13 protein-coding genes are annotated in these 14,468 nt (G+C 54.0%); 7 read left to right on the top strand and 6 right to left on the bottom strand.

The features are described from left to right. The 7 genes from AQS70_RS01995 to AQS70_RS01965 all read left to right on the top strand — a co-directional run. The coding region (locus tag AQS70_RS01995; RefSeq protein WP_156354960.1) for a DUF3426 domain-containing protein at positions 1 to 746 on the top strand (746 nt) is incomplete at its 5' end. Positions 747 to 963: 217 nt separating this feature from the next. After that, entirely contained in the window at positions 964 to 1,977 is a 1,014-nt protein-coding gene (gene dusB / locus AQS70_RS01990) for a tRNA dihydrouridine synthase DusB (protein WP_055101265.1), read from the top strand. Further along, on the top strand, positions 1,974 to 2,294 hold the full coding sequence (gene fis, locus AQS70_RS01985) for a DNA-binding transcriptional regulator Fis (protein ID WP_019408796.1): 321 nt from the start codon (positions 1,974 to 1,976) through the stop codon (positions 2,292 to 2,294). Before dusB ends, fis begins: the two co-directional genes overlap by 4 nt. A gap of 81 nt (positions 2,295 to 2,375) precedes the next feature. Then, entirely contained in the window at positions 2,376 to 3,983 is a 1,608-nt protein-coding gene (gene purH, locus AQS70_RS01980) for a bifunctional phosphoribosylaminoimidazolecarboxamide formyltransferase/IMP cyclohydrolase (RefSeq protein ID WP_055101264.1), read from the top strand. Between the two features lie 189 nt (positions 3,984 to 4,172). After that, positions 4,173 to 5,471 (top strand): phosphoribosylamine--glycine ligase, encoded by a 1,299-nt coding sequence (gene purD, locus AQS70_RS01975; RefSeq protein ID WP_055101263.1) that lies wholly within the window; start codon positions 4,173 to 4,175, stop codon positions 5,469 to 5,471. Positions 5,472 to 5,571: 100 nt separating this feature from the next. Beyond that, positions 5,572 to 8,349 carry a hybrid sensor histidine kinase/response regulator gene (locus AQS70_RS01970; RefSeq protein WP_055101262.1) on the top strand — a complete coding sequence of 926 codons (2,778 nt, stop codon included), beginning with the start codon at positions 5,572 to 5,574 and terminating at the stop codon, positions 8,347 to 8,349. Between the two features lie 114 nt (positions 8,350 to 8,463). Then, positions 8,464 to 9,060: a MarC family protein gene (locus AQS70_RS01965; RefSeq protein WP_055101261.1), complete on the top strand. Its 597-nt coding sequence runs from the start codon at positions 8,464 to 8,466 to the stop codon at positions 9,058 to 9,060. Between the two features lie 40 nt (positions 9,061 to 9,100). Here the strand turns inward: AQS70_RS01965 and AQS70_RS01960 are convergent, their stop codons facing one another. From AQS70_RS01960 to AQS70_RS23535, 6 genes are all read right to left on the bottom strand, one after another. Further along, positions 9,101 to 9,754 (bottom strand): hypothetical protein, encoded by a 654-nt coding sequence (locus AQS70_RS01960; RefSeq protein WP_055101260.1) that lies wholly within the window; start codon positions 9,752 to 9,754, stop codon positions 9,101 to 9,103. A gap of 140 nt (positions 9,755 to 9,894) precedes the next feature. Next, positions 9,895 to 10,611, bottom strand: coding sequence for a hypothetical protein (locus AQS70_RS01955; protein ID WP_055101259.1), 717 nt, complete (start codon positions 10,609 to 10,611; stop codon positions 9,895 to 9,897). Between the two features lie 104 nt (positions 10,612 to 10,715). Next, on the bottom strand, positions 10,716 to 11,510 hold the full coding sequence (locus AQS70_RS01950) for a hypothetical protein (protein WP_055101258.1): 795 nt from the start codon (positions 11,508 to 11,510) through the stop codon (positions 10,716 to 10,718). A gap of 479 nt (positions 11,511 to 11,989) precedes the next feature. Continuing rightward, positions 11,990 to 13,657, bottom strand: coding sequence for a precorrin-3B C(17)-methyltransferase (gene cobJ, locus AQS70_RS01945; RefSeq protein WP_055101257.1), 1,668 nt, complete (start codon positions 13,655 to 13,657; stop codon positions 11,990 to 11,992). Beyond that, positions 13,654 to 14,388 carry a precorrin-2 C(20)-methyltransferase gene (locus AQS70_RS01940; protein ID WP_187331763.1) on the bottom strand — a complete coding sequence of 245 codons (735 nt, stop codon included), beginning with the start codon at positions 14,386 to 14,388 and terminating at the stop codon, positions 13,654 to 13,656. Before AQS70_RS01940 ends, cobJ begins: the two co-directional genes overlap by 4 nt. Continuing rightward, positions 14,385 to 14,468 (bottom strand): precorrin-8X methylmutase (locus tag AQS70_RS23535; protein ID WP_187331764.1); only part of this gene is annotated, 84 nt, incomplete at its 5' end. The genes AQS70_RS23535 and AQS70_RS01940, both read right to left, overlap by 4 nt.

Genomic DNA, 14,468 nt, shown 5'->3' with positions numbered 1-14,468 from the left:
AAACCGGGCGCACCGAGCCGTCTGTGTCGCTGGATATCGACGAACCCGACGATACTCCGCCCATCAAGCTCACTAAAGATGATGAGCCTGAGTTTCGCGGCGGGCCTTTGTCGGCCATTGATGACGACGAGGACCCTGAGCCTGCGGCTCCCACGCTGCCGGTCAAAAACAAGCGCAAGCGCAGCGAGCCGGCAGTGCGCGAAGACGTGCTACTGGACCTCGTGGACGACCCGTTGCACTTGGACTGGCAAAAACGTTCTACGCCTTGGGGCAAGCGTTTGCTCTGGACGCTACTGATCCTATTGGCCGCAGCAGCACTGGCAGGGCAGTACATTGCCAATCATTTCGATGAGTTGGCTCGCCAGGACCAATACCGCCCCATCTTCCAGCAAATGTGCCCGCACATTGGTTGCACTGTTCCTTCTAAGGTCGACATAGATCGCATCAAAAGCAGCAATTTAGTGGTGCGAAGCCATCCAGAGTTCGCGGGGGCGCTGGTGGTGGATGCGATTCTCTATAACCGCGCACCGTTTTCCCAGCCGTTCCCGCTATTAGAACTGCGCTTTGCCGACCTGAACGGCAAAATGATCGCCAGCCGCCGTTTCAAGCCTGGCGAATACCTAAGCGGCGATTTGGCTAGCACGTCAGAAATGCCACCGCAAACACCCATCCACATTGCCCTCGACATCCTCGATCCGGGACCAAAAGCGGTGAATTACAGCCTGAGTTTTCATTCCCCGGAATAAACGCGTTGCGCTTTTAGCGACAAGCTTCAAGCGACAATTCAGAAGCTAAAAGCAGATTTGCTGCGCCTTGAGGCTTGAGGCGTGGAGCTTACAGCTGGCTTTCAGCCTCTATTGCTCAAAAATCATCCAATTTCGTCTTTATCCGGTCATCGAGAGCGGGTATCATGCCAACCCTTTTTCGAACTCCCAAGATCCGGCCCCACAACAGGGAAGTCCTATGTCGGCGGTACGCATCGGCCCATACATATTGCAAAACGGTTTGATTCTCGCCCCGATGGCGGGCGTCACCGATCAGCCCTTTCGTCAGCTTTGTCGACGAATGGGTGCGGGGTTGGTTGTTTCGGAAATGGTCACCAGTGACATGAGTCTCTGGAACAGTCGCAAATCGCGCCTGCGAATGATTCACGACGGTGATCCCGAGCCTCGCTCGGTACAGATCGCTGGCGGTGACGCGCAAATGCTTGCAGATGCCGCTAGGGCCAATGTGGATCTAGGCGCGCAGATCATTGATATCAACATGGGTTGCCCAGCAAAAAAGGTCTGCAACAAGGCCGCCGGGTCTGCTTTATTGAAAGACGAAGCCTTGGTGAACGAGATCCTGCAGGCCGTAGTGGCCGCAGTAGATGTGCCGGTCACCTTAAAGATTCGTACCGGCTGGGACCGTGAGAACAAAAACGGTCTCACAGTGGCAAAAATTGCCGAACAGGCCGGAATTCAAGCTTTGGCCGTGCATGGCAGAACCCGTGCAGACCTATACACCGGCGAAGCCGAATACGACACGATTGCCGCAATCAAGCAGGCTGTGTCGATACCGGTGTTTGCCAATGGCGACATTGATTCACCCCAAAAAGCCCGGCATGTGCTGCAAGCCACCGGTGCCGATGGACTGTTAATAGGCCGGGCTGCTCAAGGGCGGCCCTGGATTTTCCGCGAGGTCGATCACTTCCTGCGTACCGGTCAGCTATTACCGGCACCCAAGATCAGTGAAGTGGAACGTATTCTGCTAGAGCATTTGGCCGCACTGCACGCCTTCTATGGGGAGGTATTGGGGGTACGTATTGCCCGCAAGCATGTCGGTTGGTATCTCGCAACCTTGCCGGGCGCCAAGGAGTTTCGCGCCCACTTCAATCGTTTAGAAGATACGGAAGCACAATGCGCCAACGTTCAGGCGTTTTTCGCCGAACGACACAAGAGCCTGGAGACAGGGGACGAAGGATGGGTGGCCGCATGACGATGATGACCGAGACATTAGTGAGTGGAACAACGCCCGTGAGCGACAACGTCAATTTGAAACAGCACCTCAATACGCCGAGCGAAGAAGGTCAGACCCTTCGCGGGAGTGTCGAAAAGGCGCTGCACAATTATTTCGCCCACCTAGAGGGCGCTGAAGTCACGGACGTCTACAACCTGGTGCTTTCCGAAGTCGAGGCCCCACTGCTCGAGTGCGTTATGAACTACGTCAAGGGCAACCAGACCAAGGCTTCCGAGATGCTGGGGCTCAATCGCGGCACCCTGCGCAAAAAGCTCAAACAGTACGATCTGCTGTAAGCATTCAATCAAACCTGAAAGGCGTCCTAATCAAACAGGCCGCCTTTTTTGCTGACTCCTTTGCTTTTGATGGAAATCGAGATGACCGATCAGACTACCCGCCTGCCGATCCGCCGCGCTTTAATCAGCGTTTCCGATAAAACCGGAATCCTTGATTTCGCCCGTGAACTGGAAGCCCTCGGCGTCGAGATCCTGTCCACTGGTGGTACGTTCAAGCTGCTGCAAGACAACGGCGTTGCTGCCGTTGAAGTCGCGGACTACACAGGTTTCGCGGAAATGATGGACGGTCGGGTAAAAACCCTGCACCCGAAAATCCACGGCGGCATCCTCGGTCGTCGCGGTGTTGACGATGACATCATGAACGAACACGGCATCAAACCAATCGACTTGGTAGCCGTTAACCTCTACCCGTTCGAAGCCACCATCAGCAAGCCTGGCTGCGACCTGCCGACCGCCATCGAAAACATCGACATCGGCGGCCCGACCATGGTGCGCTCTGCTGCTAAAAACCATAAAGATGTGGCTATCGTGGTCAATGCCAGCGATTACGCCAACGTCTTGGAAAGCCTCAAAGCAGGCGGCCTGACCTACGCACAGCGTTTTGACCTGATGCTCAAGGCGTTTGAACACACTGCCGCCTACGACGGCATGATCGCCAACTACATGGGCACGGTTAACCAGACGGCTGAAACCCTCAGCACTGAAGGCCGCAGCCAGTTCCCGCGGACATTTAATAGCCAGTTCATCAAGGCGCAAGAAATGCGCTACGGCGAGAACCCGCACCAAAGCGCGGCGTTCTATGTTGAAACCAAGCCTGCCGAAGTCGGCATCGCCACCGCGACTCAGTTGCAGGGTAAAGAGCTGTCATTCAACAATGTGGCCGACACCGACGCCGCGCTGGAATGCGTAAAGAGCTTCGTTAAACCCGCCTGCGTCATCGTCAAGCACGCCAACCCGTGTGGCGTTGCCGTAAGCCCGGATGACGAAGGCGGCATTCGCCAGGCCTACGAACTGGCTTACGCAACGGATACCGAGTCGGCTTTCGGCGGCATCATCGCTTTTAACCGTGAGCTAGACGCTGAAACCGCCAAAGCTATCGTTGATCGCCAGTTCGTTGAAGTGATCATCGCTCCGTCGGTTAGCGAAGAAGCTCGCGCCATCGTAGCAGCCAAAGCTAACGTGCGTTTGCTGGCCTGCGGCCAGTGGAGCGCCGACCGCGCACCGGCTTGGGACTTCAAACGCGTGAATGGCGGCTTGCTGGTACAAAGCCGTGATATCGAAATGATCGGTAGCGAAGACCTCAAAGTGGTGACCAAGCGTGCACCGACCGAGCAAGAGATCAACGACCTGATCTTCGCCTGGAAAGTGGCCAAGTACGTGAAGTCCAACGCTATCGTCTACGCCAAAGGCCGTCAGACCATCGGTGTAGGCGCAGGCCAGATGAGCCGCGTAAACTCGGCCCGCATTGCCGCCATCAAGGCAGAGCATGCTGGTTTGCACGTTCAGGGTGCGGTCATGGCATCGGACGCATTCTTCCCGTTCCGTGACGGTATCGACAACGCAGCCAAGGTCGGCATCACCGCAGTTATCCAGCCAGGGGGTTCGATGCGTGACAACGAAGTGATCGCCGCCGCCGATGAAGCGGGTATAGCGATGGTGTTCACCGGCATGCGCCATTTCCGTCACTAACTAGACGACGGTCGTACTGAACCCGGTATCTGCTGCGTTGCAGCCGACCTCGATGATGCTCATTGCCAAAAGGCAACTCCGCTCATCGAGGTCGGCTCTGCCTTGCATCTACCGGCTTCATTACAACCTCCTGAAGCGTTAAACGCTTTAGGTTCTAAACAGAATTCAGCGTCATCCGAGGTTTTTGAAATGAATGTTTTGATCATTGGCAGCGGTGGCCGTGAACACGCACTGGCTTGGAAAGTCGCTCAGGACCCGCGTGTTGCTAAAGTGTTCGTTGCCCCAGGCAACGCTGGCACAGCCATTGAAGCCAAGTGCGAGAACGTCGACATCGACGTATTGGCTCTTGAGCAACTAGCAGACTTTGCCGAAAAGAATGTTTCCCTGACCATTGTTGGCCCTGAAGTACCTTTGGTTGCTGGCGTGGTTGACCTGTTCCGCTCGCGTGGTCTGGACTGCTTCGGCCCTACCGCTGGCGCGGCTCAGTTGGAAGGCTCGAAAGCATTCACCAAAGACTTTTTGGCGCGTCATAAGATCCCGACTGCTGACTATCAGAACTTCACGGAGATCGAACCGGCACTGGCTTACCTACAAAAAGTAGGCGCGCCTATCGTGATCAAGGCTGACGGCCTGGCAGCGGGCAAAGGCGTGATCGTCGCCATGACCCTGACTGAAGCAGAAGATGCCGTGCGCGACATGCTCGCCGGCAATGCGTTTGGCGAAGCCGGTTCGCGCGTGGTAATCGAAGAATTCCTCGACGGCGAAGAAGCCAGTTTCATCGTCATGGTCGATGGCAAGAACGTCCTGCCGATGGCCACCAGCCAAGACCACAAACGTGTGGGCGACGCAGACACCGGCCCGAACACCGGCGGCATGGGTGCTTACTCCCCGGCGCCAGTGGTCACTGCGCAAGTACACCAGCGCGTGATGGACCTGGTTATCTGGCCAACCGTTCGCGGCATGGCCGAAGAAGGTAACGTCTACACCGGTTTCCTGTACGCAGGCCTGATGATCGACAAAGCCGGCAACCCTAAAGTCATCGAGTTCAACTGCCGCTTCGGCGACCCGGAAACTCAGCCGGTGATGCTGCGTCTGCAATCGAGTCTGGTACTGCTGGTTGAAGCCGCTCTGGCTCAAGCGCTGGATAAAGTTGAAGCTCAATGGGATCCACGTCCCAGTTTGGGCATTGTCATGGCAGCAGGCGGTTATCCGGCAGACTACACTACAGGCTCTGTTATCAACGGGCTGGACACTGCGGCACAACTGGAAGGCAAAGTGTTCCATGCGGGCACCGCGCTCAACGCCACTGGCGAAGTCGTAACCTCAGGTGGTCGCGTGCTCTGCGCAACAGCAATGGGTGACACCGTGGAGGCGGCACAAAAACAAGCTTACACATTGGCCAAGGCCATCGAGTGGGACGGCTGCTTCTACCGTAACGACATCGGTTACCGAGCCATTGCACGCGAACGCGGTGAGCCACAGAAATAGCTCTATTCTTACGAATAGACAGGGATGAATCATCCTTGCCTAACTATTCCAGCGCCGCGCATAGTGACCGCCTTGTAACACACTACGAAGGGATTTCATCGTGCGCTGGCTCAGGATCGCCATAGGAATTACCGTCAGTCTGCTGACAACCTGGCTCTGCCTGATGCCGGCTCATGCCGCATCAGGTACAAGCTGGTCTTTGTTGTCCGATCCTCAAGGCGACCTGCAACTGAGCGATATTCGCTCAGAACGAATGAACAGCCAGTTCATCCCCATAGAACTTGAAAATATGGTGGCTGCCGAGCCCGGCGAAGCCCTCTGGCTAAAGTTTCGATTACAACCCGACAAGCATGAGCAAGTCCTGCGCGTTTTCGCCCCAGACCTCTCACACTTGGACTTGTACGTCCTCGACGAAAACAGGCTGATCTCCGAAGTTTCCACCGGCAATGCCCTGCCGCCAAGCGATAAACCGCTGTTGAGCAGCGATTACCTATTGCCGTTACCCCAAATAGATACGCCTTTAACGGTCTACTTGCGGATGGTGTCTGAGCACCAACTGCAACCGCATATCACCCTTAGCACTGCCGTCGCACTTGCCGCCGATCAAGGTACAAGTGTGCTCTACGGGTTGCTGCTGGGCGGCCTGATGATGCTGGTACTGCACAACCTGATCCGCTTTATTTTTTCGCGCTCGGTCAGCAGCTTATGGCTCGCGCTTTGCGAAACCCTGCTTCTGTCTAGTTCGGCGTTATTTTTAAATGTGCTCGGCCCTTGGATCCCGCAGTGGCATAACCTGCAAACTCCCGGCGCCTATCTGGCGCTAATACTCACTGCACCTTGCGGATTGATGTTTACCTACAGTTTCTTCTCCCGCCGCGGGCCGCATCCACTGCATAAACTGCTTCTGCTCAACATACTGATCGTGGGCCTTTGTGGTCTGCTGCTGCTTTTTTTCAACAGTCTGCCGCTGAATTTGACGACCTACTTACTGGTCGCACTCACCAGTTTGAACATCCTGCTGGTGGCAGGTTACCACTGGCAACAAGGCTATCGACCGGCTCGCCTGTTTGTATGTGCAATGGTCATTTTCAACATTGGTACTCTGCTAATTCTCCCCGCGCTCTTGGGGTTGACCCTGATCGCTCCACAAGAGCTGGTACTGGCCCTGATGGCTGTGGTGTGCGTCAGCGGCTTGCTGATGGGTATAGCAGTAAGCGAGCGGACACGTAGCATCACCGAAGCTCAGCTCAACCTTAGCTGTGACTTGGCCGCCAGTAATGCCGAGGTCAATGCCAAAGCCGAGTTTTTGTCCAAAATCAGCCATGAGATTCGTACGCCGATGAACGGCGTACTGGGCATGACTGAGTTATTGCTCGGGACGCCACTGTCAGTCAAACAACGCGATTACGTACAAACCATCCACAGCGCTGGTAATGAGCTTCTGACGCTTATCAATGAGATCCTCGACATCTCCAAACTGGAGTCGGGGCAGATCGAACTCGATGATGTTCAATTCGACCTCAATGCGCTGATTGATGACTGCCTAGGTATATTCCGCACCAAGGCCGAACAACAAAACGTCGAACTCATCAGCTTCATCCAGCCACAAGTGCCGCGCGTGATCAGCGGTGACCCTACGCGCTTGCGACAAGCGCTGCTGAGCCTGCTCGAAAGCGCCCTGAAAAAAACCGATGAAGGCGAGATCCTGATCGTGGTCGCGCTCGAGGAACGCAGTGACTCGCCACGCCTGCGTATAGCGGTTCAAGACTCAGGGCAACCGATGGATGAGCAAGAACGAGAGGCTCTGTTACACGCCGAGCTACACAGTAAAAACTTCCTCGCAGCGACCCGCTTGGGTGGGCATTTGGGGCTCGTGATTGCGCGTGAATTAATCAACCTTATGGGCGGCGAATTCGGGATCAAGACAGGCCAAACCAAAGGCAATAACTTCTGGCTGACCCTGCCCATGGCTCCTCAACTGCTTGAGCATCCAACCTCAGACCTGGACAGCCCGTTAAAAGGCGCTCGCGTACTGGTTGTGGATGACAACGACACCTGCCGCAAGGTACTCGTGCAGCAGTGCTCGGCGTGGGGCTTGAATGTCAGTGCAGCCGCCTCGGGCAAAGAGGCGTTGGCCTTGTTGCGAACCAAGGCGCACTTGCGTGACTACTTCGATATTGTGTTGCTGGATCAGAACATGCCCGGCATGACCGGTATGCAATTGGCCGCCAAAATCAAAGAAGATCCAAGCCTGAATCACGACATTCTGCTGGTGATGCTAACGGGCATCAGCAACGCGCCGAGCAAGATCATTGCCCGCAACAGCGGCATCAAGCGCATTTTGGCCAAACCGGTGGCGGGCTATACCCTTAAAACGACCTTGGCCGACGAGTTAACCCAACGCAACAATGGGCTTGCTCCTCCTCCAGCGCTGAGCAATGTGCCATCCCCTCCCCTAACCGTACCCACTGACTTTCGTATTTTGGTGGCTGAAGACAACACCATTTCGACCAAGGTCATTCGTGGCATGTTGAGTAAACTCAACCTGTTCCCAGACACAGCCGCTAACGGTGAAGAAGCATTACACGCCATGAAAGCACAGCGTTATGACTTGGTGCTCATGGATTGCGAAATGCCCATTCTGGATGGTTTTTCAGCCACTGAGCAGTTGCGTGTCTGGGAAGTTAGCCATCAGCGCGTCAGGACTCCAGTGGTCGCATTAACGGCGCATATCTTGTCCGTGCACAAGGAGCGCGCTCGACAAGCCGGCATGGACGGCCACATGGCCAAGCCTGTCGAACTGTCACAACTGCGTGAGTTGGTCGAGTTTTGGGTGGCACAGCGTGAGCTGCGTCAATCTCAAGTACATCCTTCTTAAAGGTGCCTAGAAGACTTGGGCGCGGGCTTGCCCCACTGACACAAATGCTTTGCCGCGCAGACCACAAAACCCCTGATAGACTTTGCTTGACCTCCTCTGAAATGAGCCCAGACCATGCTGCATGTTTTGTTCAGTGTGTACTTGAAGATGTTGGTGCTTTATAGCCCGTTCTTCGTGCTGTCGTGTTTTATAAGCCTGACACGCGGTTACTCGAGCAAAGAGCGTGGCCGCCTCGCGTGGAAAGTAGCGCTAGCAACAGTGATCTCAAGCGTGTTGCTTTACTTGTTTGGTCGGGTGATTTTCAGCGTTTTTGGCATCACGGTGGATGCTTTTAGAATTGGCGCCGGCAGCGTGCTGTTCATCTCGGCACTGGGCATGGCCCAAGGTAAGTCAGCCGTACAGAGCGATAACGTTCAACAGGACGTCACCATTGTGCCGTTGACCATTCCGATTACCGTTGGCCCTGGCACCATTGGTGCGCTACTGGTGATGGGCGTCAGTCAACCTCACTGGGATGACAAGCTGATGGCGATCAGCAGTATTGTCATGGCCAGCCTGACCGTTGGCTTGGTGTTATACCTGTCCAACCGGATCGAACGCATTGTCGGCGAGCAAGGGTTGCAGATTATTAGTCGTCTTATGGGGTTGTTCGTGTGCGCGTTGGCGGCACAGATCATCTTTACCGGGATAAGAGGATATTTGGTCTCTTGAGCGGTAAATCCCTGTACCGCTCAAGGATTAAAGGCTTTTTTTAGTGACGAAGTAATCTGAAAAAGTCTGCTCGCAGATCTTCTAACTGGCTTAAAACATCGTCTCGAAATCTGTCGTAATCTTTGCGATCAAGATAAAACGCAGACCATCCTATCCCCACATCAAGCGCATCCGTTTTACGGATAGTACGGCCCTCGAACAGTATATTTTCGACATCCAGCCGGGTAGTGACCTGCATGGCAGTCAAGTAGATGTAGCTGCCTAGCTCATGACGCGTTTCGCACGGCACGAACTGATAGTAAGCAAAGGTCCCTTCTCGGTTACGCGTTTCAAAAATATTCTGAGCAACCGAGTCCAGCCGTAGTGCTTCAATTGACTCTTTTAGCACTTTTCTCAGTGATGCTTGTTTTATGCCCTGCAGGTGATGCAGTACAGCCTCTTCCAAATCAAAGAAAACCTTTTTTTCAGGTATTTCGGCGTCTAGCAACTCGTGGTCCATCTCCCAGCCGACGTCTATCAACTTATCAAGGAAGGCTTCATACCAGTCTTTTATTTGGCGAAAGCGATTAAATCGCTTATCGGCGCAGAGTTCTGCCAGTGCAATGCTGTTCGCAATGTCTTCTTGATCTCTAGCCTCAAGGCCTGGCGCAAATGACACCAAACTATTACCGGCAATAAGTGTTCGATTACTCATCTCACACTCTCCCAAACGTAGCGTTTAATGACCTAGAGCAGGAGAATTCGGTATGACTGGACAACAATACGATAAGGCCCACGATACACTCCTTGTGCTGATGCCATCCGATGGCGTTTGCTGCTTATGAACTGAAACGTTTAAGGGCCCGTGATGACAACAGGAGCTAGCGGCTCGAGACCCACAATCAGATTTTTTTCGGCTCCATCAAGGTTACCCACAACTTTATCTCTGATTCGCTCGAACCCCAGTGTGTCTAACTCATACTCCGACACTGACAACGATAACGGCCCGACCACATCCTTGCCTGTTAACACAGCCTCGAACACGTGTTCGTCCAATAACGTCCTCACGCTAAAGCCGATCTGAATATCAATCATGTGTGCTACAGGGCTGACAACACTTACTTGGAAGGAAATTTCTGAAAGCGCTCCCGCTGGCGATGATGAATTAGCAGGGGTCACCTTGATTATCTCTTCAAAGAAAACTTTGTGTGCCGGGGAAGGAGCAACCAACGCTTTTAAACCACACTTGATGGCCTCTCCCATCACAGGTGAATTAGCAAATGGAGCACGCGCTAACTGATTTAGAATTAGCGTTGTCAGATTGATTGTTACTTCGTCTGCAGGTTCTGAATGCGTAGCCAGTGTGAACTGTGTGGTCCACATCAACTCAGACCTCGCGGTGGTTTGGCGTTTGTCCCATTCCCTTGCATCAGAAAACCTGTCAGCACCGACGCTTGCGTAAGTCTGCGCAAACAATTGCGTATGCAAAATATCTTTTTTAATCTGCTCGGGTAATGTTTTGGGTAATAGAATCAATTGCCCAGAAACGACTTCAAATTCATATTCAAGCATAACTTAACACTCCATCATTGACTTGCCTGTAAGCAGCGACGCTTTTAGAGCGCCGCCCAAGTGGCCATAATTACAAGATAACTATTCAAAAACCATCCGGCATTTTATTTCTTAGGTGTCTTTTTAAGCGACAAAAAGAAATCATCCTGCCCTTGCCCAAGATAATCTAAAATCCTGGACTCAGCGCGTTTATAGCTGTCCATATTTAGATTAATCATGGTCGCTGCTTTTTTAACTTTCAGATTAGAGCACTTCCACTTCCAGAACCAAGCACCACCTTCAATCGAATTAAACTCACACTCCAAACCGGCAAAGACGGTGACAGGAATACCTTTGGCAGACTCCAGACACGGTACAATTTGGAAACTGCCGACGCGATCGCCTTTACTGTTGTTATCAAACAGCGTAATAAGCTCATTACTGCTTTTAATCGTATCAAACACATTTTTCAATAATGGCAAGATCGCCGCCGCATTGAATCCCGCTACCTGCGCGATGATATCCAATACCAGGCTATCCATCGTCACATTAACTTTAGACGTGTCATGGCCAACAAATACAAAGCTGGTGGAAAACCAACCGCAATTGCTGATAGCCTTCCCATAGGCCTCATACCACTCAAGGGCTTCCGTCTTGCGAGAGGCCACCGAGTCTGCAACCTTTTCCGCGAATTGCGTACTGTTCATAACAGCACTTCTATTTTCAGGAGAAACACCGTCAGCAAACGCAATAACAATCGGGGACGTAGCCCCTATAAAAGCCTCTTCCTCAGTGCTGACATTCGACACCTGAGATTCAACTTTTAACTTTGCAAATTTCGGCTGAATGACAGCAGGTAGGGCGTTAAAAAACAGGTCTGTTTCTTCGGGGGTTGGCAACACTTCTTTTACGAAATTCATGTTCATCACTCCGTTTGATTTAATACCGAACTTTCCTCGTCGGCTAAATCAAACTTAGCCCTTCCGTTGCAACACTGCAAAGATCAAGCTCATACCAAATATTGCCAAAACCTAATCCCTTCTGCTTTCCCAAGCCTATTAAATCTCAATGCATTAATGCATCATAAAAAAACCTAACCAATAACTATAATCAGGCACGATAGTTAGAATTCTCCTACTGAGGTATTTGATAATCCCCCACTCTTAGTTGATCACTACGGCGCTTAAAATATCGCTATCAACCTAACAATGGCCCATCAGGGCCATTGTTAGTCTGTGTACGAAATGTATCTGCGCTCGATTATGCGGCGTTGAAAACAGGCTCGGAATGCTCATTTACAACCCGTAAACTCCGCTTCCTCGCCTGTTTTCGCCTTGCCTAACCTTCGCTCGAAAACATTTCGTACATACCCTAGGTTAAGCGTTACTAAACGCAGCGCTTAAGGCTTTTGCCCATACCACCGCGGCGTATAAACCCACTCGCGGCCGTCAGCGCGCGCGAAGGTGCAGGTTGTGGACGACCCCACAATCACCATTGTGCGCATGTCGACTTGGTCCGGTGTCAGTTCACCCAGAGTGGTCACTCTCAGTGTCTGGCCGGGGCGACCAATATCACGCCCTAACACCACCGGGGTGTGCGGCGTACGGTGGCGTGCGACGATTTCGAGCGCTACACCCAATTGCCAAGGGCGGGAGCGCGAAATGGGGTTGTAGAACGCCAGGGCCAAGTCCGCTTGAGACGCGAGGTCTAGGCGTTTTTCGATGATGCTCCAAGGTTTGAGGTTGTCCGAAAGCGACATCACGCAGAAGTCATGCCCCAAAGGCGCACCCGCTTGGGCCGCGGTGGCCAGTGACGCCGAAACACCCGGTAAGATTTCCAGGTCAACGCTGTGCCACTGCGGATCAGTGGACTCATGCAACACCTCAAGCACTGCGGCGGCCATCGCGAAGACACCGGGATCACCCGAAGACACCACCACCACGGATCGTCCTTGGACAGCCAATTCAAAGGCGTGTCGTGCACGTTGCATTTCTTCACGGTTGTCAGTGCAGTGCAGCACTTGGTCGGCACGAAACGGGCCAGCCATCCGCACGTACGTCTCGTACCCCAGCACGTCATTGGCCCGCGCCAATTCGGCCTTTACTGCCGGCACCATTAACTCGGCAGCACCAGGCCCAAGACCGATCACCGCCAAGCGGCCCCGTGCACGTCCAATCTGCTGAGGGTCTAAAGGCACATCGGCCACGCTCACGCTCAGACCATTGCCAAGCGCCCGCCATACGCCTGCTGTATGTGGCTCGGACGCGCTGACAAAACGTAGCGGTACGCCCAGCTCGTTAACCGCGTCGCGTAATCCGCTACTGGCCATTCGCGTGTCATCTGCCACTACGCATGCCAGCGACTGCCAGGCTAATTTAGCCTCATGCAACGCGTCACGCAGGGTCTGTGCCGATACTTCACGCCCGACTTTGAGCATGACAGTGCGCGGGTAGATCAACAGTTCGTTCGCCGATGGCTCACGTTCGCTATTGCCCACGTGAATCGCCAAACGCGCTTGCTCACTTTCTAGCAGTTGCGCGTGCGCCAGCCAAGGCGCCTCGCCTTCAATGCGCACCGACTCACCCGCCAGCAAGTCGGACACAAAGCGTTTGCCCAACTCAAGGTCACCCAAGGCATAGCCGCTGGGAGGGTTCAGCAAGCAGGTGCCAAAACGCAGTTCACCGCTGGTGGTGATGGCCGGTGCCACACCCAAGCCTGCGGCGATCTCGCGGGCCAGATCATTCACTCCGCCCAAACCGCCCAACAGCGGTACGACGGCGCTGGCATCTTCAGCAACCGCCAGCACCGGTGGCTCAACGCCCTTTTCTAATAACACCGGCGCCAATGTGCGGATCACAATGCCGGCCGCGCACAGCGCAATAATCGGCGTGTCCTGTTGATATAACTGACGTAGATTTGCGCCAAAATCGCTGTAGATGCGATCAGCGCCCTCCACACGATCAACCAAGCCATGGATCAGCGCGTTCGGATAGAGCTGCTGAATACGCCGAGCTGTTGCCAAACTGCCATTGCCTAAAATCACAATAGCCGGTGCTGAGCGGCTCATCCTTGCCACCGCTCGCCAGGCACGATAATCAGCGAGAAGTAAGGCGAAGACATGGGGTCCACTTGGTTAAGCGGTACGATTTTCTGATTGCTCATGGTCGCGCGTTCGACATACAGCGCGCGCTCGGCCAGCCCCAATTCGGCCAGCACCTCTCGCACTTTATGGAAATTACGACCCAGTTTCATGATCACCGCCGCATCGGTGTCCGCCAAACGACGCTTGAGCTCATCGTGCGGCAACACCCCTGACAGTACCGACAAGCTCTGGTTGCGGTACACCAGCGGCACGCCCAGCACCGACGCGCCACCCAGCATCGAGCACACACCTGGAATCACTTGCGCGTTAAAGCGCTCAGCCAAGCGGGCATGCAGGTACATGTACGAGCCATAGAAAAATGGATCACCCTCGCAGATAACCGCCACATCGCGCCCCGCTTGCAGATGTTCAGCAACCTCGACAGCGGCCTGATCATAGAAATCGCTGATGACTTGTTCATACGACAGCGGCTCTGGCAGCACTTCGGTGGTCACCGGATACACCAGCGGCATCAGCGTTTGCGCGTCTTGCAGATGGGCCTCGATGATCCCAAAGGCGTTACCCTTTTTGCCTTTAGCCACGAAGTACGCCACCACCGGCGACTCGCGTAAAAGACGCAACGCTTTAACGGTGATCAACTCGGGATCACCCGGGCCTACACCCAAACCGATCAAACGTCCTGGTTGTGCCATCATTCGATCTCCGTCGCCAAGGCGTTGACGGCTGCGGCGGCCATAGCGCTGCCGCCACGACGGCCTTGCATCACCACAAACGG

This window comes from Pseudomonas endophytica, assembly GCF_001411475.1.
Taxonomy (GTDB): Bacteria; Pseudomonadota; Gammaproteobacteria; order Pseudomonadales; family Pseudomonadaceae; genus Aquipseudomonas; species Aquipseudomonas endophytica.
Note: the sequence above shows the minus strand (reverse complement) of the source record. Positions and strands in the feature narration are given on the sequence as shown.